Consider the following 22,046-nt stretch of genomic DNA (forward strand, 5'->3'; position numbering starts at 1 on the left):
CGCCATCAGCGGCCGCCGTAAGCTGAATCCCTCACCAGCCTGGGGCGCTTGCCGCGCACCGGGGCAGGCTGGGGCGATCACGCCCGATCCAGGCTCTTGCGCAGGTCCTCCAGCCGCTTCACCGACACCTTCTCCACCGTCCCCAGTTCCTGGGCAAACAGGGACACCCGCAATTCCTCGATCAGCCAGCGGTAGCGCGACCACTCGCCGCCGGTGCGTCCGGCCGCCCGGCGGGCCTTGCAGTCCTCCCACAGGGGTTCCACATCCACCCGGGCGCGCCGGTCCTTGTCCGGGGCATGGTCCAGTCGTTCCATGCGCCGTTCGATGGCCGCCAGATAGCGGGGGTAGTGCGCCAGCCGCTCCGGCGGGGTCTCCAGCAGGCAGTGGGGATGGACCAGATGATCCAGCTGGTCCCGGATATCCCCTGCCGCCTCCACCCAGGACAGGGGCAGGGCGCCCTTGAGGCGGGCACGGATGCGCTGATAGGCGCTCAGGATCTCGCCCGTCAGGGCGCACAGGGCATTGGCCGTCGCTACCAGTTCGCCCCGGCCCGCCTCCAGGCGTTGCTGAAAGCCTTCCGCATCCACGGGCCAGGGCGCGGCCATGAACACCCGCTCCACCGCCGCAAACACCAGGTCATCCTTGAGGACTTCGCAGCGATCCACGGGGTTGTACTGCAGGCACAGGCGCTGGATGTCCGGCAGGCTCCGGTACAGATATTTTATCGGTTCCCTCACCCCCAGCATGAACAGCCGCCGCAGGCCGGCACGATGGATCTGTCTGGCCCGGGCCGGGCTGTCCGCCAGGATCAGGGCCACGCTGTCGCCCCGGTCCTCCAGGGCCGGATAGCCCCGCAGGGTGGCGCCGTGTTGTTGAAACTCCACGAAGTCCGCCAAGGGGCCGAAATCCCAGTCGGTCAGACCTTCCCGTTCCCTGTCCTCGGGTCGGTGGGCCTCGAAGCTCTCCACCGCCCGTCCGGAGAGTTGGTCCTTCAGGGCCTGCAGGTCCCGGCCGCTTACCAGGGTCTTGCCCTGGGCATCCACCACTTGGTAGCGCAGTTGCAGATGGGGTTCCAGGCGATCCGGCTGCCATTGGTCGAGGGGGACATCGGTGCCGGTGATCTGGCGCAGGACCCGGGTCAGGGCCGGGATCAGCTCGCCCTCAGGTTCTCCCAGCCGGGCCAGGGCCGCCCGGGCAAACTCCGGGGCCGGCACGAAATGGCGTCGCAGGGATTTGGGCAGGGTCTTGATCAGGGCGGCGAGCTTTTCCTCCAGCAGACCCGGCACCAGCCAGTCCCCCAGCGTCGGGTCCAGGGCATTGAGGGCGGCCAGGGGGAGGGTGAGGGTGACCCCGTCCGCCTCATGGCCCGGCTCGAAACGGTAGCTCAGGGGCAGTCGCAGCCCCGCGCTCTCCAGCACGTCCGGGAAGCGCTCGCCGCTCAGGTCCGGGGCCTGTCGCTGCAGCAGGATGTCCCGGTCCAGGCGCAGTATCGCCGGGTTGCCCCGCTCCGCCTGCTTGCGCCAGCGTTCAAAGCCCGCGCCGTCATGGACTTCGGCCGGCAGGCGGCTGTCGTAAAAATCGTAGAGCACCTGTTCGTCCGCCAGCAGGTCCCGGCGCCGCCCGCGGGCCTCCAGATCCTCGATCTCCCGGGTCAGGGCCTGATTGTGGGCCAGGGCCGGGGCACGGCTGCGCAGCCGACCCGCCACCAGACCCTCTCGGATGAACACCCGACGGGCATCTTCCGGGTCTACCCGACCGTAGTTCACCTTGCGCTTGGGATTGACGATCAGACCGAACAGGGTCACCCGGTCCCAGGCCGCTACCGTGCCCCGGCGGGGTTCGAAGTGCGGCTCGTAGTAATGGTGCTTGAGCTGGTGGCCCGCCACCGATTCCAGCCACTCCGGACGGATGGCGGCACATTCCCGGGCGTAGACCCGGGTGGTTTCGGCGATTTCGGCGGCCATGACCCAGGCCGGGGCACCCTTGAACAGCCCGGAGGCGGGGTGGATGTGAAATCGCCGGTTGCGGGCACCCAGGTAGTCGTTCTTCTCCGTCCGGGTCCCGATCTGGGTCATCAGGCCGGTGAGCAGGGACCGGTGGATGGCCGCCGGCTCGGCCGGTTCCTGGTTCTCCTTCAGGTCCATTTCCCGCAGGCTCCGGCGCAGTTGGCCGTGCAGGTCCTGCCATTCCCGCATGCGGATGAAGGACAAAAAATGCTCCCGGCACCAGGCCCGCAGCTTGGCCTTGGACAGATGGCGGGACTGTTCCCGCCAGGCGGCCCAGAGCTTCAGGTAACCCAAAAAATCAGATCCCGGCTCCCGGAATCGGGCGTGGGCTTCGTCGGCGGCCTGGCGTTTCTCGGCGGGGCGTTCCCTCGGGTCCTGGAGGGCCAAAAAGGCTACGATCAAGGTCACTTCCGCCAGGGCCTGTTCCCGGCTTGCCGCCAGCAGCATGGCGCCCAGCGTCGGGTCCACCGGCAACCGGGCCAGTTGTCGGCCCGTCTGGGTGATGCGATGAGCGCCGTCCACTGCCTGCAGGATCTGCAGCAGTTTGAAGCCGTCCCGGATCAGGCGCGAGTCCGGTGGGTCCACGAAGGGGAAGTCCTCCGGATCACCCAGGTTCAGGTGGGCCATCTGCAGGATCACCGAGGCCAGGTTGGTGCGCAGGATCTCCGGGTCCGTGTACGCCGGGCGAAGCTGGAAGTCTTCTTCGCCGTAGAGGCGGATGCAGATCCCCGGTCCCAGGCGACCGCAGCGGCCGGCCCGCTGGCTGGCGGAGGCCTGGGACACCGGCTCCAGGGACAAGCGCTGGATGCGGGAGCGCCAGGCATAGCGGGCGATGCGGGCCAGCCCCGAGTCGATCACGTAACGGATGCCCGGCACGGTGAGGGCGGTTTCGGCCACGTTGGTGGCCAGCACCACCCGACGGCCGGTATGGGGGGCAAAGACCCGATTCTGTTCCGACGCCGACAGCCGGGCATAGAGGGGCAGGATCTCCGTGTGCCGGGGGTGGTGCTTGCGCAGGGCCTCGGCGGCCTCGCGGATCTCCCGCTCCCCGGGCAGGAAGACCAGGATGTCGCCGGGGCCGGCCTGGGCCAGTTCATCCACCGCCGCCAGCAGGGCCTCGTTCAGATCCCGCTCGGTGTCGGCGTCATCCTCGCCGGTGACCGGGCGGTAGCGGATCTCCACCGGGTAGGTGCGGCCGGGCACTTCGTAGATCGGGGCATCGGTGAAGTGGCGGGCGATGCGTTCCGGGTCCAGGGTGGCGGAGGTGATGATGAGCTTGAGGTCGGGGCGCCGGGGCAGCAGGCGCTTGAGATAGCCCAGCAGGAAGTCGATGTTGAGGCTGCGTTCGTGGGCCTCGTCGATGATGAGGGTGTCGTAGGCGCTCAGCAGCGGGTCCGAGCGCAGTTCCGCCAGCAGGATGCCGTCGGTCATGAGCTTGACCAGGGTGCTGGGACCGACATGGTCGGAGAAGCGCACCTTGAAACCCACCTGCTCGCCCAGGGGGCTTTTCAGTTCTTCGGCGATACGGCTCGCTACCGAGCGGGCGGCGATGCGCCGGGGCTGGGTGTGGCCGATGAGGCCGTCGGTCCCTCGGCCCAGTGCCAGACAGATCTTGGGCAGCTGGGTGGTCTTGCCCGAACCGGTCTCGCCGCAGATCACCACCACCTGATGGGTCTGGATCAGGCGGCCGATCTCGTCTCTATGAGCACTGACGGGCAGGTCATCGGGAAAATCGAGGTTGGAATGGAGCATGCGATTTCGGGGGCGGGATGCTGACGCCTTCAGGCGTCGGGCACCCGCACCATGATGGTCTGGACCTGGTTGGCGTGCAGGCGTTCACGCATCCGGTTCAGGTTGTCCAGATCCGTGAACGGTCCTACCTGTACCCGGTGCCAGGTATCGCCGTTTACAGACACCTGCTGGATACGGGCCTCCACCCCCATCAGGGCCAGGCTGGCCCGCAGGCGGTCCGCCTCCTGCTGGGCCCGGAATGAGCCGGCCTGCAACAGGTAACGACCGGGCTGCTGCACCGGGGTCGGTGGGGGCGGTGGACCGCCGGGGGCGGTGCGGGGCTGGACCTGGGGTTCCGGGACCACCACTTCCAGTTCCGGCAGCAGGGTATAGAAATCGAACCGGGGCCGAGGCGCCTCCTCCACCGGCTTCTGGGCCGGTGCCGGGGCTGCTGGTCGAGGCTGTTGCAGCGGCTGCTGCAAGGGCTGTTGCTGGATCTGGGGCGCCGCCACCGTCGTCGTGGTGGTCGGTGCGTCGCGCTGGGTCTGCAGATAGACCACCGCGGCAGCGAACAGACCCACCGCCAGGCCGGCCGCGCCCCAGACCCAGCCGGGCAGAGGTGCTCTTTCTTCCGCCTGCCGGCGGCGGCTGGCCTGGCGCCGGGAGCTGCGGGCCATTACATCTCCTCGGGCGCGGATACGCCCAACAGCGTGAGACCGTTGGCCAGTACCTGGCGCACGGCCAGGATCAGGTTGAGGCGGGCATCGCGCAGGTCGGCATCGTCCACCAGGAACTGATGGGCGTTGTAGTAGGTGTGGAAGTCATTGGCCAGATCCCGCAGGTAGTTGGCCACCTGGTGGGGTTCTTCCGCCAGGGCGGCCGCTTCCACCAACTCGGGATAGTGGGCCAGGCTGCTGAGCAGGGCGGATTCATGATCCTCCGTCAGACGATCCAGGCGGGCGTGGCCGTTGACCGGATCATGACTCAGGCCCTTGGCCTGCATCTGCCGCAGCACGCTGCATACCCGGGCATGGGCATACTGGATGTAGTACACCGGGTTGTCGGCGGATTGGGACTTGGCCAGATCCAGGTCGAAGTCCAGGTGCTGTTCGCAGCGGCGCATGACATAGAAGAACCGGGCGGCATCGTTGCCCACTTCTTCACGCAGTTCCCGCAGGGTGACGAAGCTGCCGGAGCGGGTGGACATCTGCACCCGCTCGCCGCCCCGGTAGAGGATGGCGAACTGTACCAGCAGCACGTCCAGACGGGCATCGTCCCGGCCCATGGCATGCAGCGCCGCCTTTACCCGGGGCACGTAGCCGTGGTGATCGGCGCCCCAGACATCGATGACCCGATCATAGCCGCGGTCGAACTTGTCCATGTGATAGGCGATGTCGGAGGCAAAATAGGTGGTCTGGCCGTTGTCTCGCTGGACCACCCGATCCTTCTCGTCGCCGTATTCGGTGGAGCGGAACCACAGGGCGCCGTCCTTTTCATACAGGGCGCCCTTATCCCGCAGCTGTTCCAGGGCCTTGTTGACGGCCCCCTTGTCGGTGAGGGAGCGCTCCGAATACCAGGTCTCGTAGGTGACGCCGAATTCCGCCAGATCGTCACGGATATCATCCAGAATGACGTTCAGGCCCAGTTCGAAGACGTAGCGGTAGCGGTTGTCGCCAAGCAACGCCTTGGCCCGGTGGATGACCGCATCGATGTATGCTTCCTTGTCGCCGCCATCCGGCTCGTCCGGCGGCAGCCTGTCCATCAGGGCCTCGGTGGTGACGGCGTAGTCCTGGCCGTGTTCCTGGAACAGGGTGTCGGCGATGTCACGGACATAGTCGCCGCGATAGGCGTTGGTGGGAAAGTGGAACTTCACCCCACAGCGCTCCAGGTAACGCAGCCAGACGCTGGTGCCGAGGATGTCCATCTGTCGGCCGGCATCGTTGACGTAGTACTCCCGGTGCACATCAAAGCCCACGCTCTCCAGCAGATCCGCCACCGCCGCACCGTAGGCGGCGCCGCGGCCATGGCCCACATGGAGGGGGCCGGTGGGATTGGCGGACACGAATTCCACCTGCACCTTCTTGCCGGCACCCAGCCGGCTGCGACCGTAGGCGTCACCGGCTTCCAGTACCTGGGTGATTACCGTCAGGCGGGCGCCGCGGCTGATGAACAGGTTGATGAAGCCGGGACCGGCGATCTCCACCTTGTCCAGGATGTCCGACTCGGGCAGGTGGTCGATGATCAGCTGCGCCACCTCCCGTGGCTTGCGTCCCAGGGGCTTGGCCAGCTGCAGGGCCAGATTGGTGGCAAAATCACCGTGGGCCTTGTCCCGGGTGCGCGTCAATTGAACCTCCACCTTCATCTCGGCGGGCAGACTGCCGTTGCCGGTCAGGGTGTGGAGGGATTGTTCGAGCAGGGCCTGTAATTGAGGTTTCAAGGTTTCGGTATCCGAAGAAGAGCGAACGGCGGGGAACATCTGAACGAGGGCAGATTCTATCGGGAATGGCAAGGGGGGTGAATACCCTTGCCGGGATGCGGGACGGGATGATGGGTCGGAATGACGGGGAGGGGCGGTCGTTCATTGCAGATCCACCGGATCCACATCCACGGACCATCTGACCTTTTTGGCCCCCGGTAATCGGGCCAGTCCGGGCAGCCAGCCCGCCAGGGCCCGCTGCAGATCCTGCCGCCGCTGTGCCTGCAGCAGCAGATGCGCCCGATATCGACCTGCCTTGCGCTCCATGGGGGCCGGGGCCGGCCCCCATGCCTGCACCCCTTTGGGGGTTCCCGACTCCAGGGCTTGGCGGGCGGTCTCCAGAAACACCTGGGGCGCTTCGGCCGCCGTGGCTTCCGCCCTGAGCAGCGCCAGCGCCGCATAGGGGGGTAGCCGGGCCTCCCGGCGCTCCGCCAGTGCCGCCCGTGCAAAGGCCCCGTAGCCGGCGCCCAGCAGGGTCAACAGCAGCGGATGTTCCGGGTGATGGGTCTGAATCAACACTTCGCCGGGTCGGGTTCCGCGCCCGGCCCGTCCGGCCACCTGGACGATGGTCTGGGCCAGCCGCTCCACTGCCCGGAAGTCGGCACTGAACAGCCCCTGATCCGCCTCCAGGATGGCCGCCAGGGTCACGTTGGGAAAATCATGGCCCTTGGCCAGCATCTGTGTCCCCACCAGGATCCGGTGCCGGCCACTGCGCACCCCCTCCAGTACTGTTTCCAGAGACCCCTTGCGTCGGGTGCTGTCCCGGTCGATGCGCACCACGGGATAAGCAGGAAAATGTCGGCGCAGGGCCTGTTCCACCCGTTCGGTCCCCTGGCCCCGGCCGGCCAGGGGGCGGCTGCAGTCCGGGCATTGGCCGGGCACGCCGCTTTCATGGCCGCAGTGATGGCAGCGCAGGCGACGGGCACCGGCATGCCAGGTCATGCGGGCGTCGCAGCGATGGCAGTCGGCCACCCAGCCGCATTCGTGGCAGATCAGGGCCGGGGCATAGCCGCGTCGGTTGAGGAACAGCAGCACCTGGCCATCGTCTTCCAGGTGTTGCTGCATGCGGTCCAGCAAGGGGACGGACAGGCCTTCATCCATGAACTGGCTGCGCACGTCCAGCAGCTTCAGGCGCGGCGCCGAGGCGCCACCGGCCCGGCCGGGCAGGGACAGGTGCCGGTACTGCCCGCGCTCCACGTTGGCCAGGCTCTCCAGGGCAGGGGTGGCCGACCCCAGTACCACCGGCACCTGTTCCCGATGGGCGCGCATCACCGCCAGGTCCCGGGCGTGATAGCGGAAGCCGTCCTGTTGCTTCAGGGAGGGATCATGTTCCTCGTCGACGATGATGAGACCCGGGCGTGCCCAGGGCACGAAGACCGCCGAGCGGGTGCCGATGATGACACCGGCCTCGCCGCTACGGGCCGAGAGCCAGGCGCAGTGACGCTCGCCGTCGCTCAGGCCGGAGTGGAGCACCGCAATGGGGACATCCAGACGGTCCCGGAAACGGGCCAGCAGTTGAGGGGTGAGGGCGATCTCGGGCACCAGTACCAGGCACTGGCGTCCGCTCGCCAGCACCTGCCGGATCACCTGCAGATAGACCTCGGTCTTGCCGCTGCCGGTGACACCCTCCAGCAGATGGCAGGTGAACCGGCCCAGGGTTGCAGCGATGGTATCCACCGCCTGTTGCTGGGCGGCATTGAGTTCGGGCGCCGGTGCCATGGACGTCTCCGGCGGGCTCAGGCAGGGGCGGCTGCGGATCTCTGCCAATCCCTTGTCCACCAGCGCCTTGAGGGACTGGCGAGGATCGGTGTCCTGGTGTTCCCTGAGCCGTTCCAGGTTCAGGCCCTCGGGAGCGTCCTGCAACAGGTGCAGCAAGGCCGCCTGGCGGGGTGCGCGGGTGAGGGTGGCCGGGTCGGTGCGACGTCCGGTCTCGGTCGGGATACCATACTCGATGCCCCGGGCCTCGGCGGGCTTGCCCTGGCGCAGGCTCAAGGGCAGGGCGGCGGCCATCACCTCGCCCAGGGGATGCTGATAGTAGTCGGCGGCCCAGGTGAGCAGGTTCAGCAGCGGAGCATCCAAGAGCGGCGCGGCATCCAGGGTGGCCTTGATGGGGCGCAGCCGGTGAGACGGTATGTCGGACTCCCGGCTGTGACCGATGACCAGGCCCACCACCTGGCGTCGTCCGAAGGGCACCCGCACGCGGGCGCCGATGGCGGACAGGTCGGCTTCATCGGGAGCGGGCAGGTAGTCGAAACACCCATGCACGGGGGTGGGGACGGCGACACGGAGGATGGTGGGCGCAGAGGACTGGGGCATGGTGGCGAATGATGCCACATCCATCCGAGGATAAAGCCCCTCTCCCCTTGCGGGAGAGGGGTTGGGGTGAGGGGGGGGTAAAACGAAAAAAGCCCGGCGATGACGCCGGGCCTTGTCACGGTCCTTCGTGGGAGCAGGATTAACCGATTTCCTTGATGCCGGAGATCAGTGCGCTGGCGGCCTTCTGGCCGTCGCCGTACAGCATGCGGGTGTTGTCGGCGAAGAACAGGTGGTTCTCCACGCCGGAGAAGCCGGCACCCTTGCCACGCTTGATGACGATGACGTTCTTGGCCTGGTCCGCATTCAGGATCGGCATGCCGTAGATCGGGCTTTCCGGGTTGGAGCGGGCCACCGGGTTCACCACGTCGTTGGCACCGATGACGATGGCCACGTCGGCGGTCTTGAACTCGCTGTTGATTTCATCCAGGTCGTAGATGATGTCGTAGGGCACACCGGCCTCGGCCAGCAGCACGTTCATGTGGCCGGGCATGCGGCCCGCCACCGGGTGAATGGCGAACTTCACCGTCACGCCCCGCTCCTGCAGCAGTTGGGTCAGTTCCCAGATCTTGTGCTGGGCTTGGGCCACGGCCATGCCGTAACCGGGGACGATGATCACCTTGTCGGCAAACGCCATCATCACACCGGCGTCGGAGGCCTCGATCTCCTTCATGGTGCCGGTCACTTCGGACTGATCACCACCGCCGGTTTCGCCGAAGTGGCTGAACAGCACGTTGGAGATGGGACGGTTCATGGCCTTGGCCATCAGCTGGGTCAGCAGGGTACCGGCGGCACCCACCACGATACCGGCAATCATCAGCGCGGCATTGTCCAGCACCAGACCCTTCAGGCCCACGGCCAGACCGGTGAGGGCGTTGTACAGGGAGATCACCACCGGCATGTCCGCGCCGCCGATGGGCAGGGTCATGAGGATGCCGAAGGCCAGGGCCAGCAGCAGGAACACGGTCAGCAGGGCACCGTTCACCTGGGCACCGCTGAAGCTGATGATGATGCCCAGCAGCACGGTGGCGCCGAGCACGCCCAGGTTGATCTTCTGCTGCATGTCAAAGCGCAGGGACTTGGTGATCAGGCCCTGCAGCTTGGCAAAGGCGATCAGGGAGCCGGAGAAGGCCACGGCGCCGATGATCACACCCACCACCGCGATGAACTGGATGGCCCAGCTCAGCTCGTAGGAACCCATCAGGGCCACGATGCCGATACCGGCGGCCGCGCCGCCGCCCATGCCGTTGTACAGGGCGATCATCTGCGGCATGTCGGTCATGGCGACGCGTTTGCCGGTGTACCAGGCCAGACCACCGCCGATACCGATACCCAGGATGATCAGCAGGTAGTTGATGAAGCCCCGTACTTCAGGGTGCAGGAAGGTGACCAGCGTGGCGATGACCATGCCCCAGCCGGCCCAGACGATCCCGCGACGAGCGGTGACTGGCGAGGCCATCTGCTTGAGGCCGACGATGAACAGCACCGCCGCCGCAAAGTAGGCTACGTTGATGATGAAACCCATTTACTTGGCCCCCTTGCTGGACTTGAACATCTCGAGCATGCGCTCGGTCACCACGTAACCACCCACGGCGTTACCGGCGGCCAGGATCACGGCAATGAAACCCACCCACATCTGGGCAGTGGTTTCGGCATGGCCCAGGGCCACCATGGTACCCACCAGCACGATGCCGTGGATGAAGTTGGAACCGGACATCAGTGGCGTGTGCAGGATCACCGGCACCTTGGAAATGACCTCGTAGCCGGTAAAGGCGGCGAGCATGAAGATGTAGAGTGCAACAAAACCCTCGATCACTTTTGATCTCCTTCCACAAGGCTGCGGGTTGCGTCGTGCTTGATCTCACCGTCGTGGGTCAGACAGCTCTTGGCAATGATCTCGTCGTTCCAGTCCAGGTTCAGCTTGCCGTCGGCGAGCATGGGGGACAAGAAGTTGAGCAGGTTCTTGGCGTACATTTCGCTGGCGTGCAGCGGCACCTGACTGGGCACGTTCAGGGGGCCGTGAATGGTCACGTTGCCCTTGGTGACGGTTTTGCCGGGCTTGGTCAACTCGCAGTTGCCGCCGCCTTCGGCGGCCAGGTCGATGATGACCGCGCCGGGCTTCATGCCGTCCACCATCTTCTGGGGAATCAGCATGGGGGAGGGGCGGCCGGGAATGGCGGCGGTGGTGATCAGCACGTCACACTGGCTGATGAACTTGGCCAGGGCCTCCTGCTGCTTCGCCTTTTCCTCGTCGGTCAGTTCGCGGGCATAGCCGCCTTCCCCTTCCGCCTTCACGCCCAAGTCCAGGAATTTGGCGCCGAGGGATTCCACCTGCTCCTTGGTGGCGGAGCGCACGTCATAGGCCTCGACGATGGCGCCCAGCCGGCGAGCGGTGGCAATGGCCTGCAGGCCGGCCACACCGGCACCGATCACCAGCACCTTGGACGGACGGATGGTGCCGGCCGCGGTGGTGAGCATGGGGAAGAAACGGCAGGACAGATCCGAGCCCATGATGGCGGCCTTGTACCCGGCCACGGCGGCCTGGGAGGACAGGGCATCCATGCTCTGGGCACGGGAGATGCGGGGGATGAGTTCCATGGCGAAGCTGGTGATCTTCTTCTTCTGCATCGCCTTGACCACGTCCGTGTTCTTGTGGGCATGGAAGAAGCCGATGAGGGTGGCCCCATCCTTCATCATGTTCACTTCTTCCTGGGTGGGCGGCGCCACCTTGACGACGATGTCGGCTTCCGACATCAGGGCCTTGGCATCGTCCACCACGCGGGTGTCCGCGTAGGCGTCATCGGGAAACTGAGCGTTTTGCCCGGCACCCTTCTGAATCACCACTTCAAGGCCCAGCTTGGTGAAGCGCGCGGCGACTGTGGGGTCCAGTGCGACGCGCCGCTCGCCCTGGGCGGTCTCTTTGGGTACGGCTATCTTGATCGGCATGGCTTGACTCCGTCTGCCCGTGCAGGGGTAATGGCCGGATGACGACCGATCCTGACGATGAGGACTGCAACGGTTGTTTGGGTGGATGCGAACCAGTCGGGCACCGTCCCAAGGGGGGATGCCCAAAAACAGGGCATGGTAGCGGAATTTATCCGCCCTTTGAACATCCAATGTCGGTCATGGTGTCATCCGGGTACGAAAAATCGTGTCGGGCGCTGCCGAACAAGGGGACTCAGGTCAACGAATCAACGGCTTGATAATTGCTTTCTGGGTCCGTTTGCGGCAGAGTCGGGCGGTGCCGGTATAACCTCCCGAGGGTAAAGGGGTGTACGAGTTCGGTCAGCAGGTACTGCGAACTGACGCATCGGGCATGCCGATGGAATGGATCGACTATCAGCAGGCGGTGCGGCTCTACCACGCTGGGCAGGTGGCCTACACCTGCGGCTCCCTGTTGTATCGGATCCGCGGCGGCATCAATGCCCGTACCGGCCGGCGCAGCCTGGTGATGGTGAATTCCATCATCGCCACCTACGGTACCAACAAGGCCGTCAAGCAGGCCTATTCGCCGCCACTCAACAATGCGGCCTTGTTCAAGCGTGATGCTCATCTATGTCTTTACTGCGGCAATCACTTCTATCACCGCGACCTGTCGCGGGATCATGTCACCCCCATCAGTCAGGGAGGGCAGGATCTATGGTGCAACGTGGTGACCGCGTGCAAGCGATGCAACAACCACAAGGCCGGCCGTACACCCGAGCAGGCCGGCATGCAGTTGCTGGCGGTGCCTTTCGTGCCGACTCATGCGGAATACATCTATCTTCAGGGACGCCGCGTGCTGGCGGATCAGATGGAGTTTCTGCAGGCTCATTTTCCAAGAACCAGTCCCCTGCGACTGCGTCTTCGGCAGTAGTGCGTCGTCCATCAGGCATCATCGGTGGCGTGCCCCTGCCCGGGAACTGGTTTCCTTCGGTCTGCCTTGAGGGGGCAGGCTGTCCGTCTGCGCGGCCGTACTCCGGAGCTGGTGCATACTTGCCTGCCGGTTTACAGTCGCGCCTTGTGTCCTGGGGGGAGCGGTCCAGATGGCTCTTGAAGTAGGGAGGGGTACACTTGGCCTTCGCGGTCCCGCGTTGCGGGGGGAGGGTGATTCGATCTCCGTGGAGAGCGATCACGCCACCCGAGGGTTGTCGTCAAACCATAAAGCAGAACAAGCCATGACCTATATTGGCGAGCCGAATTACCGACATGGGAGTCTTCATAGCCTGGGGGTGCTGATCACCAACCTGGGGACGCCCGATGCGCCCACGCCGCAGGCGTTGAGGCGCTATCTCAAGGAATTCCTCTGGGATTCCCGGGTGGTGGAGGTGCCGCGCCCCGTATGGTGGCTGCTGCTCAACGGCCTGATTCTCAATACCCGGCCCCGCCGGAGCGCGGCCAAATACGCCCGCATCTGGGGCGAGGACGGCTCACCGCTGCTCACCATCACCAAGGCTCAGGGCCGGGCGGTGGCCCAGCGGATCGCCGAACGGCTCTACGGACCGGTCAAGGTGGCGGTGGCCATGCGCTATGGCAATCCCTCCATCCGTTCCGGTCTGGAAGAGCTGCGTCGCGCCGGCGCCCGCCGCATCCTGGTGCTGCCCCTGTATCCCCAGTATGCGGCCTCCACCACCGGCTCCACCTTCGATGCCGTCACCCGCGCCCTGAGTGAATGGCGCTGGGTGCCCGAGACCCGCTTCGTCATGGGGTATCACGACGACGACGCCTACATCGACGCGGTGGCCGCCGGTATCCGCGAGCACTGGGCGACCCATGGCCGGGGCGAGCGCCTGCTGTTCTCCTTCCACGGCATTCCCCGCGACTATCTGGACCAGGGCGACCCCTACCATTGCTACTGTCAGACCACGGCCCGCCTGGTGGCTGAGCGTCTGGGGCTGTCGGAGGATCGCTGGCTGGTGTCCTTCCAGTCCCGTTTCGGCAAGGCCCAGTGGCTGACGCCCTATACCCTGGAGACCATCGTCGGTCTGCCCGGGCAGGGGGTGAAATCCCTGGATGTGGTCTGCCCCGGCTTTGCCGCCGACTGCCTGGAGACCCTGGAAGAGATCGCCGACGAGAGCCGCGAGGCCTTCATTGAGGCGGGTGGTGAGCAGTTCAGCTATATCCCCTCGCTCAATACCCGTCAGGACCACACGGATGCCCTGGCTGATCTGATCTGCCGTCACGTGCAGGGCTGGCCCGAGGCGGACGAGAACTATGATCGCGAGGCGCAGCGCGAGGCGGGTGAGCTGATTCGTGCCCGGGCGCTGGCCATGGGGGCGAAGAACTGAAGCATGAAGAGCCGAGGGATGTGAACTGAATGCAGATCGGTGGCTTGATCATCGGGGATGAACTTTTGTCCGGCAAGCGGCGGGACAAACACATGGACTTTCTCATCTCCGTGCTGGCCCGGCGAGGGCTGGAGCTGTCCTTCGTCCGTTTCGTGGGGGATGACCCCGCTCTGCTGGGCGAGAGTTTTCGTCAGACGCTGGATTCTCAGGCGCTGATCTTCAGTTTCGGCGGCATCGGCGCAACACCTGATGACCGTACCCGGCAATGCTTCGCTCAGGCCGCTGATGTAGAACTCGGGCTGCATCCCGAGGCCGTGACCATTCTGGAAGGGCGTTTCGGCGAACAGGCCTATCCACATCGAATCCGGATGGCGGAGCTACCCGTTGGGTGTGCGCTCATCCCCAATCCGGTGAATCAGATCCCGGGTTTCAGCATGCGGCATCATCACTGCGTCCCCGGCTTCCCCAACATGGCCTGGCCCATGGTGGAGTGGGTGCTGGATACCTATTACAACCACCTCTTTTCCCGGGTCCCCGTCGTCGAGCGCCTGCTCCTTGTCAGCGATACCCCCGAAAGTGACCTGGTGCCGGTGATGGAAGCGGTACTGGCACGGTTTCCTGAGATTCGCATGTCCAGTCTGCCGTCGTCGGAAAGCGGTTGTCGGGAAGTGGAACTGGGTATCAAGGGGTTGGCCGATCAGGTGGCCGAAGCGGCCGTCCTGGTCATCGAAGCCCTCAACCGGGGTGGCATGCCCTGGGTGGAAAAGCCTCAGCTGTCGCAGGTTCTGTCTTAGGGCAGGGGCGGTGGCGCAACATTGGTGAAAAAAAGAGCCGGGCATTGCCCGGCTCTTTTTTTCCTGTAAGACGGCCTTTAAGCCTGAGATCAGTTGAACAGGCTGATGCGGGTGGTTACCCAGTCCCGACGCACGCGGGCGTGGTAGATGGCTGCTGCCACATGGATCACGATCAGCGTGATGATGCACAGGGCGACCACGGTGTGGGCCTGGAACAGGGTCTTGGAGAGTTCCGGATCCTGGCCGATGAAGCCCGGCAGTTCATAGGTACCGAAATTCACCGGGTTGCCGGCGGCAGCGGTGGCCAGCCAGCCGATGATGGGCATGGCAATGACCAGCACGTACAGCAGGAAATGCACCAGACCGGCAAAGAAATGCTGGGTGCGGGACAGGTCGATGGCATATTCGGGGGTGCCCTGGCTCACCCGCACCAGCAGGCGCAGGACCATCAGGCCGAGGATGGTGATCCCCAGGGTCTTGTGTCCCATGTAGGCGTAGCCGGCCATTTCCGTCCCGACCAGTTCCACGAGACGTTCATAACCCAGTGTTCCCAGGGTTATGCCGCCGATCAGGGCGATGATGAGGAGGACGGCGATCACCCAGTGCAGCAGTCGCAGCAGATAAGAATAACGCGGTAGCCCGGAGGCCACGCCAATAGTCGGATAGGCAGTGCTCATGTTTGCTCCCTTGTGGGTTGTCGTCAGCTTGCGCACGGGCCGACAGGCCTGTTCTCCCCCTGAACCCGTCTGCAGATGTATCGTGTGCAGACGCGATCAATGCCGACCCTGCAGAAAACCACAATCTAGCTTAGCAGTATCGGCGGGTCTTGTTCGGAGTGTCCACGATCTGGGACAAAAAAATGCCCTGAAAATCGTCGGGATGTACTTTATCCCGGTCTCGCCGGGATGTCGTGCATCCAGGGCGCGTCGGCATGCCGTGATCCAGGTCATTCCCGCGAAAGCGGGAATCCAGCCACGGGCTGGCACGCCCCGGACTGGGCTCCCGCCTTCGCGGGCGTGACGGCGGGGCAGTGCATGATTGGGGGGCGCCCTTGGGGGTGTGGTAGCCCGGGAATTCCGGGCGCTGGTCGCATTACCTCCGTTTCCGACGCCGAGGCATGTGGTTTGCGCGGGGGGCGCGGATGGGGGCTTGCATAGCAGCAGGCTTATTGCGTGGGCATGGATGTCGACCCAGCAGCCCGGATTGTCCCGCTGAGGTTCCGTGGTGAGTTCGCAGGATCAATCCGACGATCAGGGGAGGCGGGGGTGATTGCCTAAGTGTCTGATTTGATTGGTGGGCCCGGTCGGACTCGAACCGACGACCAAGGGATTATGAGTCCGCCCAGTGAACCGTTAGCAGGCATTATGCCAGATTACAAAACCGCTTCAGATTCAACGGCATGCCTGAGAATATCCTACATTGATAATGCGGAATAATTAGCCTAATCTGTCGTTGTTGGGAGCCCCAGGGGAGCCCAGAAACGAAACAGGCCCCGAGGTGACGCCATCACCCCGAGGCCCTGACCACCGGCAGACCTGGAAAGGAGGTTGCCAATGGCTGCCCGCGATTCTAACACCCGCACCAACTTCACCCATGCCCGCGTGAGCGCCTTCACCTGCCCCCAGGGCAAGCGGAGCGCATGCCTGTGGGACTCGCACCAGCCGGGGCTTGGGCTACGTGCCCGGGACACCGGGGCCGTGGCGTTCATCTTTCAACGCAAGTGGGCAGGCCGCCCCCTGCGGATCACCATAGGGGACCGGGAAACCTGGACCCTGGCGGAAGCCCGCACCGAGGCCAAGCGCCTTTCCGCCCTGGTGGATCAGGGCATTGACCCCCGGCAGGAGAAGGCTCAGCGCAAGGCCGAGGCGGATCAGGCCCGGCAGGAGCAGGCCCGGGCCGTTGTCACCCTGGCGGATGCCTGGGACGCCTATGTGGAAGCCCGTCAAGCCGACTGGAGCGAATCCCACCGGGAAGATCACGACCGGGCGATGACCGCCCCCGGACAGGCCCGCAAGCGGTCCCCGAGGAAAACCAAGGCTGGTGCCCTGTATCCCCTGCGTGGCGAACGCCTGGCGGACCTGACCCCCGAGCGCCTGGCCACATGGATGGAGCGGGAAAAAGCCACCCGACCCACCGTGGCCGCCCGTGCGTTCCGCCTGCTGAGGACGTTCCTCAACTGGGCCGCCGAACAACCGGAATACCGGGGGCTGGTGGACCCCGCCGCCCTGCTGACCAAGACCGTGCGCCGATCCGTGCCCAAGCCCCGGGCGAAGGATGATTGCCTTCAGCGGGAGCAACTGGCCCCGTGGTTCAAGGCCGTGCGGGAGCTGCCCTATCCGGTTCATGCCGCCTACCTTCGGGCCCTGCTGCTGACCGGGAGCCGCGCCCAGGAACTGGCAAACCTGCGCTGGGAGGACGTGGATTTTCAGTGGCTGTCCCTGACCATCAAGGACAAGGTGGAGGGGGAGCGGGCCGTACCCTTGACACCCGCCGTGGCCGCCATGCTGGATGCCCTGCCGCGCCGGAACGAGTGGGTATTCTCCAGCACCACCAGCAAATCAGGCCGCATGTCCGAGGGCAACCACGCCCACAATCGCGCCCTCCAGGCCGCCGGACTCCCCCATATCACCCTTCACGGGCTGCGCCGATCCTTCGGCACCCTGTCCGAGTGGGTGGAGTGTCCCGTGGGTGTCGTGGCCCAGATTCAGGGACACAAGCCCAGCGCCATTGCGGAGAAGCATTACCGCCGCCGCCCTTTGGACCTGCTGCGCCAATGGCACACCAAGATTGAAGGCTGGATTCTCACCGAGGCGGGTATCCCGCAACCCCGGGCCGGGGCCGGCCGGATGCGGAGGGTGAAGTGATGGCGGGAATCCCCGGAAAGGTTCTGACTCGCCTGCTGAATGGCCCCTGGCGTCCTGGTGCCATCCTGCTGATTGAAGATCCCGGCTTTCAAGGTATCTGGGAGACCCTGACAGGGGCACCCCTGCTTCCCGATTTCAAGGCCGCCAACCCCGAGGACGTCGCCGCCGGTATCCTTTACGCCGCCTGCGTTCCCGCTTCTACGTTCATAGATAATCGGGACTGGAGGGAGTTTCGAGGTCAGGCCGGAAGCGTTGCCCGTGCCGCGCAAAAGCTGAGAGAGAAGCTGGACGCGCCCTTTACCGGCGTGCTGCAGACCAAAGCCGATGAGCGCACTGGGTTCTCGTGCACAGGGAGGCTCTGGCGGGTAAATGAGTTCACCAAGCGCCTGGACGAGGATCTACAGTTCCTGATTGAGCTTTGCAACCTACCGGAGCCAGCAAGGCCAAGGGATCATATCCAGCCCACCAAGGCAGGGGCCAAGCGGGCCAACGCGACCGCCAAGGCACGTCTAATCAAAAGGGAAATGGCCAACTGCTACCAAAGACCAGACAAGGCCCGATGGGGCATGTGGAAGGCAGTCACCGACCTGGTCAACATCACCGAGCAACCGGAAGAGCCGTTCACGGAAGATGACGCCCGGAAAGCATAATCGGAAGATTCAGCAAAAAAAGTAGACTGGAACCTTCCATGTAAACCGCCCGGCATCCAGCCAACATGAACGCACCTATCAACACAAATTGAGGTGCGCGACATGTCCCAAGCCCTTCAGTCATTGCGCGACGGCATCCAGGCCGCCGAGCCCCACCCCCTGACCACGCCCGAGCTTGCCCGGGCCATCGGCATGAAGCCCGATAGCATCCGCGTCCGCTTGTGCCGCACCGGGAGCTTCTACGGACTGCGCCCTGGGAAGCTGCCCAACGGCCGACTGATCTGGCCCGCCGATTCAGTGGTCCGCCTGCTGGCCCAGTCCAAGGCGGCCGCGTGATGTTGACCGCAACCCTCAAGCCGTTACATACTGGCCACGTCGGTGACGCATCACCGGCCAGGTTTGGCGACCTGGAACACAAAGGCGCATCAGCGCCATCACCTGCGACACCGGCGCTATTTTTGCGTCCGCTTGTCGCGTCTATGGTGGCTGTGCGTGGGAGATCCTTCGGGGTCTGCCGGTTTCCTTTGTGGCCGGTTCGCCAACCTGCGTACAGTCGCCACCCCTTTTTGGCGAAAGGGGAGCGGCTCCAAAACACAAAGGAGCCACACCATGAAGATCCTCACCCTTCGTGCGTCCGCACGCGCCCAAGCCCACCGCGCCATGGCAATGGCCGCGTTACGGGCCGATTCGTCCCTGTCCGTCCGCCTGAAGCGGTACAACCAGCACATGGCCAAGGCCCGCGCCCTGGAAGCCCAGGAGGTGCGGTCATGACACATCTCACTGACGCCGCCATCGAGCGGCAACTGCTGGCCACTGCGGATGCGATCCGGGCGGCCCTGCCCGCCATGAGCCGGTCCACCCTGGACGCTGTGGCCGCCATCTGTCTGAACCTGACCCAAGATGCAACCAGGCATATGACGCCTGTTGATGCCCGTGCCGTGTCCGGTATCGCCCGATCCCTGGCAGACGGCATCAGCCGTGACCTGGCATCCCGGGAGGTGCGCCATGACTGACGCCGGCCGCGCCCTTGCTCGAATCGAATCCCTGGCCCGGCGCATTGAGAGCTTCACCGGCGCCGCCCTGGAAGGCGTACCGGGTGAGCATGACGCCGAACTGGTGGCCGCCAGCACCGATGCCGCCCGAGAGATCCGGGCCATCCTCGAAGGGATGGAGGGCTGACCCATGGACTTGAACAACACGAATGAACGCATTGGCTGGAGCGTCCAGTTGCACCGGGACGAGATCCTGGGCGCCCTGACCGGCATCCATGCCGCCGTCGGATTGATCCGAGAGCAGGCAACCGCCGATGACGATCAGCGCACCCTGACCGACTACCAGGTGGAGGGATTGTGCCTGCTGACCGAGTTTGCCGCCAATCGCGCCCACGACATGATGGCCCGGTTGATCGGATCCGACCTGTTCGACAAGGAGAGCTGACATGACCCGCAAAACGAAAAACCCCCGCCCGGGGACCAACCAGGCAGGGGCACAAAAGAAAACACCGACCCCCGAAGCCTACACCAAGCCCAGCCGCGTGTCACGCCGCGCCAAGCGGACATGGCGCCGCCGTCCGGCTGTGGACCAGGGGTATCTGCAGGCTTTGGACCGGCTGATGATCGGCACCAATGAAGGGGGTGCGTGATGAACGGAAAGCGAAACAACCGCCCTCAGTGGAAGGTCTACCACAACCTTGGTCAAGCCGGGGTCCGCGTCACCGAAATCAACGGGCCAGAATCCGTCTGCGACCTTCGAGGCTTCCAGTCTGCAGAGCCGGCGGAACCCATGGAGCAGATGACCGACGAGGAATATGACGAGTTCTTCCGTGAGGCTGCGAAGGAATCAGCGCGGAAGGCCGCCGAATTGTGTGCAGACCTTCACCGCCGCGGATTCCGCACCATCACCGACCGCCCGGAAAAATTCCCGGTCATGCTTTGGCTGGATAAATTCACTGACCCGCTGGGCAGTGATTCGGAGATGAAGGCCCGCAGCATCACATTGACCCTGGCCGGTGACGGCTGTCAGGTCCAGGTTCGGGCTGAAACCCAGGTCACCCGGTACATTCTTCTCGACGCCAGGCAGGAATGGGTGGAGCTTATCGACACCATCCACTTGGTTGTCATTGCCGATGAAGGCGTATTCACGGCAAGGATTCATGAGGTCGGCTATGACATGCTCGCCACCGTTATCGCCTTCCGTGGAAACCCGTCTGATGCACTGATGGCCGCCGTCCTGGAGGCTGTCCGCGTCCCGGTAAACAGGGACTGGCCGCTGCCGCTGTATGCTCGCCTAGCCGATCTGGGTAAGTGTCACGCCTGCAACCGGCCGCTGACAGACCCGGTTTCCAGGGTTCTGGGAATCGGGCCCGGCTGCGCCCACACCCTGGGCCTGGAGCATTCCATCCGGGTGGCTGATGCTGTTTTCAAGCAGCGCCAGGGAGGTGCGGCATGAAGCGCCTCCCACCCTTCGGCCGCCAGATCACCCAGGCCCGGCAGGGCAACCTGCCCGGCTACTGGGGAACGTCGCCCGATGGTCGTCACCCGTCATTGTGGTGCGTAGTCGGTTCCCGTGCGTGGGATGCTGCCCGTGCCGCATGGAATCCGCCGCAACCCCGTAGCCCCAGGCTGGTGACCGCATGCCCGCCCGGTGAAGATCCCGCCGACATGGATTGGCAATGCCTGGCCGGGGCTGATCCGGTTTTACTGGTGCGGGCCGGGGACGTTGACGGCGACCAGGTCCACGGCCTGGTGGTGGCAATGCTGACCGCTGGCGTGGGCCGGATTCTCGACATGGGCACCGGCAACCGCTACATGAGCAGGGAGGCCGATCATGCCGCGTGACATCGTGGTTGAGATCCCCAGGCGGGAGCCGGAAAAGCGCGAACTCCGCCCGGTGAAGGTGGCGGGGCTGCGTGACTTCCTGACCCGTGAGTTTCCACCCCGGGAAAACCTGCTTGCCCCCTGGCTGCCGTCGCAGGGTCTGTGCATGGTCTACGCCGCCCGGGGCATCGGGAAAACCCACTTCGCCCTCGGGGTGGCCTATGCCGTGGCGTCCGGTGGACAGTTCCTGACGTGGGAGGCGCCACGACCCAGTGGCGTTCTGTACCTGGATGGAGAGATGCCCGCAGGGGCGATGCAGGAGCGCCTGGCGGCCATTGTCGCCACCAGCGAGACCGAAGCAAGCGCCCCGTTCGATATCGTGACCCCGGATCTGCAGCCGGAAGGCATGCCCCGTCTGGATACCGAGGAAGGGCAGGAGGCCATCGAATCCATCCTGACCCCGGATCACCGCCTGATCGTGGTGGACAACATCAGCACGCTGACCGCCACCCGGGAGAATGAGGCGGACGGGTGGACCCCGGTCCAGGCGTGGGCATTGCGTCAACGGGCTGCCGGCCGATCCGTGCTGTTCATCCATCACGCCGGGAAGGGTGGAGCGCAGCGCGGGACCAGCCGCCGGGAGGACGTGCTTGATACGTCAATCAGGCTGTCCCGCCCCGCCGACTACGACCCGCAGCAAGGCGCCTGCTTTGAGATCCACTTCGAGAAGGCCCGGGGCATCCTTGGCGATGACGTGAGGGGGCTGGAAGCGACCCTGACCACCGATGGCCAGGGCCTGCAGGTCTGGGCAACCCGGACCGTTGAGGAATCGACATTCGACCGCGTGGTGGATCTGCTGCGGGAAGGTCTGAGTCAGAAGGAGGTGGCGTTAGAACTGGGCATCAACAAGTCCAACGTGAACCGTCACGCCAAGCGGGCCGTCGCCGGCGGCTACCTGACCGATGAGCAGGCCGGAACGAGGGCGAAAAAATGACCGAACTCACCCCCCGCAACCCCGCGAGTTGCGCAGTTGCGCCCCCTAGTAAACGCAACTCGCAACTCAGACTGCAAAAAGGCGCAACAAGCAACGCAACTCAGGCGCAACCCGGAGGGCTGAAAGCCTTAGCTA

General features: G+C 64.9%; 22 protein-coding genes. 14 read left to right on the plus strand and 8 right to left on the minus strand.

The genetic code is table 11. The annotated features are described in order from the left end of the window. Positions 1-77: 77 nt before the first annotated feature. The 7 genes from hrpA to LQ956_RS04980 all read right to left on the minus strand — a co-directional run bounded on the left by hrpA (position 78) and on the right by LQ956_RS04980 (position 11,472). Positions 78-3,791 (minus strand): ATP-dependent RNA helicase HrpA, encoded by a 3,714-nt coding sequence (hrpA, locus tag LQ956_RS04950; protein WP_255721843.1) that lies wholly within the window; start codon positions 3,789-3,791, stop codon positions 78-80. Next, a complete protein-coding gene (locus LQ956_RS04955) occupies positions 3,788-4,414 on the minus strand; it encodes an SPOR domain-containing protein (protein WP_238621043.1) in 627 nt (208 codons plus the stop codon). Before LQ956_RS04955 ends, hrpA begins: the two co-directional genes overlap by 4 nt. Next, positions 4,414-6,174 (minus strand): arginine--tRNA ligase, encoded by a 1,761-nt coding sequence (gene argS / locus LQ956_RS04960; RefSeq protein ID WP_238621044.1) that lies wholly within the window; start codon positions 6,172-6,174, stop codon positions 4,414-4,416. The genes LQ956_RS04955 and argS overlap by 1 nt, the downstream gene beginning before the upstream one ends. Before the next feature lie 141 nt (positions 6,175-6,315). Next, the gene (locus tag LQ956_RS04965) at positions 6,316-8,553 is read right to left on the minus strand and encodes a primosomal protein N' (RefSeq protein WP_238629593.1); all 2,238 of its coding nucleotides are present in this window, start codon (positions 8,551-8,553) and stop codon (positions 6,316-6,318) included. Positions 8,554-8,668: 115 nt separating this feature from the next. Beyond that, on the minus strand, positions 8,669-10,051 hold the full coding sequence (locus LQ956_RS04970) for an NAD(P)(+) transhydrogenase (Re/Si-specific) subunit beta (RefSeq protein WP_238621048.1): 1,383 nt from the start codon (positions 10,049-10,051) through the stop codon (positions 8,669-8,671). Beyond that, the gene (locus LQ956_RS04975; RefSeq protein ID WP_050814270.1) at positions 10,052-10,309 is read right to left on the minus strand and encodes an NAD(P) transhydrogenase subunit alpha part 2; all 258 of its coding nucleotides are present in this window, start codon (positions 10,307-10,309) and stop codon (positions 10,052-10,054) included. A gap of 29 nt (positions 10,310-10,338) precedes the next feature. Continuing rightward, positions 10,339-11,472 carry a Re/Si-specific NAD(P)(+) transhydrogenase subunit alpha gene (locus LQ956_RS04980; protein ID WP_238621049.1) on the minus strand — a complete coding sequence of 378 codons (1,134 nt, stop codon included), beginning with the start codon at positions 11,470-11,472 and terminating at the stop codon, positions 10,339-10,341. A gap of 370 nt (positions 11,473-11,842) precedes the next feature. On the opposite strand from LQ956_RS04980, the gene LQ956_RS04985 reads away from it, so the two are divergent. From LQ956_RS04985 to LQ956_RS04995, 3 genes are all read left to right on the plus strand, one after another. Continuing rightward, the gene (locus LQ956_RS04985; RefSeq protein ID WP_238629592.1) at positions 11,843-12,382 is read left to right on the plus strand and encodes an HNH endonuclease; all 540 of its coding nucleotides are present in this window, start codon (positions 11,843-11,845) and stop codon (positions 12,380-12,382) included. A 301-nt stretch (positions 12,383-12,683) separates the two neighbouring features. After that, positions 12,684-13,793, plus strand: coding sequence for a ferrochelatase (hemH, locus tag LQ956_RS04990; RefSeq protein WP_238621050.1), 1,110 nt, complete (start codon positions 12,684-12,686; stop codon positions 13,791-13,793). 29 nt (positions 13,794-13,822) lie between these two features. Then, entirely contained in the window at positions 13,823-14,587 is a 765-nt protein-coding gene (locus LQ956_RS04995; RefSeq protein ID WP_238621051.1) for a competence/damage-inducible protein A, read from the plus strand. Between the two features lie 89 nt (positions 14,588-14,676). Here the strand turns inward: LQ956_RS04995 and LQ956_RS05000 are convergent, their stop codons facing one another. Next, positions 14,677-15,264: a cytochrome b gene (locus LQ956_RS05000; RefSeq protein WP_238621052.1), complete on the minus strand. Its 588-nt coding sequence runs from the start codon at positions 15,262-15,264 to the stop codon at positions 14,677-14,679. 876 nt (positions 15,265-16,140) lie between these two features. Between LQ956_RS05000 and LQ956_RS05005 the strand changes: the two genes are divergently transcribed. The 11 genes from LQ956_RS05005 (at position 16,141) to LQ956_RS05055 (ending at position 21,911) form a co-directional block, all read left to right on the plus strand. Then, positions 16,141-17,451 (plus strand): tyrosine-type recombinase/integrase, encoded by a 1,311-nt coding sequence (locus LQ956_RS05005; protein WP_238629591.1) that lies wholly within the window; start codon positions 16,141-16,143, stop codon positions 17,449-17,451. Continuing rightward, positions 17,451-18,101: a hypothetical protein gene (locus tag LQ956_RS05010; protein ID WP_238629590.1), complete on the plus strand. Its 651-nt coding sequence runs from the start codon at positions 17,451-17,453 to the stop codon at positions 18,099-18,101. Before LQ956_RS05005 ends, LQ956_RS05010 begins: the two co-directional genes overlap by 1 nt. Before the next feature lie 102 nt (positions 18,102-18,203). Continuing rightward, entirely contained in the window at positions 18,204-18,437 is a 234-nt protein-coding gene (locus LQ956_RS05015; RefSeq protein ID WP_238629589.1) for a monooxygenase, read from the plus strand. Between the two features lie 273 nt (positions 18,438-18,710). Beyond that, positions 18,711-18,872: a hypothetical protein gene (locus tag LQ956_RS05020; RefSeq protein WP_238629588.1), complete on the plus strand. Its 162-nt coding sequence runs from the start codon at positions 18,711-18,713 to the stop codon at positions 18,870-18,872. Continuing rightward, positions 18,869-19,114, plus strand: a complete 246-nt coding sequence (locus LQ956_RS05025) for a hypothetical protein (RefSeq protein WP_238629587.1) — start codon at positions 18,869-18,871, stop codon at positions 19,112-19,114. Before LQ956_RS05020 ends, LQ956_RS05025 begins: the two co-directional genes overlap by 4 nt. Next, positions 19,107-19,280, plus strand: a complete 174-nt coding sequence (locus LQ956_RS05030) for a hypothetical protein (protein WP_238629586.1) — start codon at positions 19,107-19,109, stop codon at positions 19,278-19,280. The genes LQ956_RS05025 and LQ956_RS05030 overlap by 8 nt, the downstream gene beginning before the upstream one ends. 3 nt (positions 19,281-19,283) lie before the next feature. Further along, the gene (locus LQ956_RS05035; protein WP_238629585.1) at positions 19,284-19,538 is read left to right on the plus strand and encodes a hypothetical protein; all 255 of its coding nucleotides are present in this window, start codon (positions 19,284-19,286) and stop codon (positions 19,536-19,538) included. A 1-nt stretch (position 19,539) separates the two neighbouring features. Beyond that, positions 19,540-19,743, plus strand: a complete 204-nt coding sequence (locus tag LQ956_RS05040) for a hypothetical protein (RefSeq protein WP_238629584.1) — start codon at positions 19,540-19,542, stop codon at positions 19,741-19,743. Then, positions 19,743-20,549 (plus strand): DUF6011 domain-containing protein, encoded by an 807-nt coding sequence (locus LQ956_RS05045; protein WP_238629583.1) that lies wholly within the window; start codon positions 19,743-19,745, stop codon positions 20,547-20,549. Before LQ956_RS05040 ends, LQ956_RS05045 begins: the two co-directional genes overlap by 1 nt. Continuing rightward, a complete protein-coding gene (locus LQ956_RS05050) occupies positions 20,546-20,938 on the plus strand; it encodes a hypothetical protein (protein ID WP_238629582.1) in 393 nt (130 codons plus the stop codon). The genes LQ956_RS05045 and LQ956_RS05050 overlap by 4 nt, the downstream gene beginning before the upstream one ends. Next, on the plus strand, positions 20,928-21,911 hold the full coding sequence (locus tag LQ956_RS05055) for an AAA family ATPase (protein ID WP_238629581.1): 984 nt from the start codon (positions 20,928-20,930) through the stop codon (positions 21,909-21,911). Before LQ956_RS05050 ends, LQ956_RS05055 begins: the two co-directional genes overlap by 11 nt. Positions 21,912-22,046 lie beyond the last annotated feature (135 nt).

The organism is Ectothiorhodospira lacustris (genome assembly GCF_022227845.1).
GTDB lineage: Bacteria > Pseudomonadota > Gammaproteobacteria > Ectothiorhodospirales > Ectothiorhodospiraceae > Ectothiorhodospira > Ectothiorhodospira lacustris.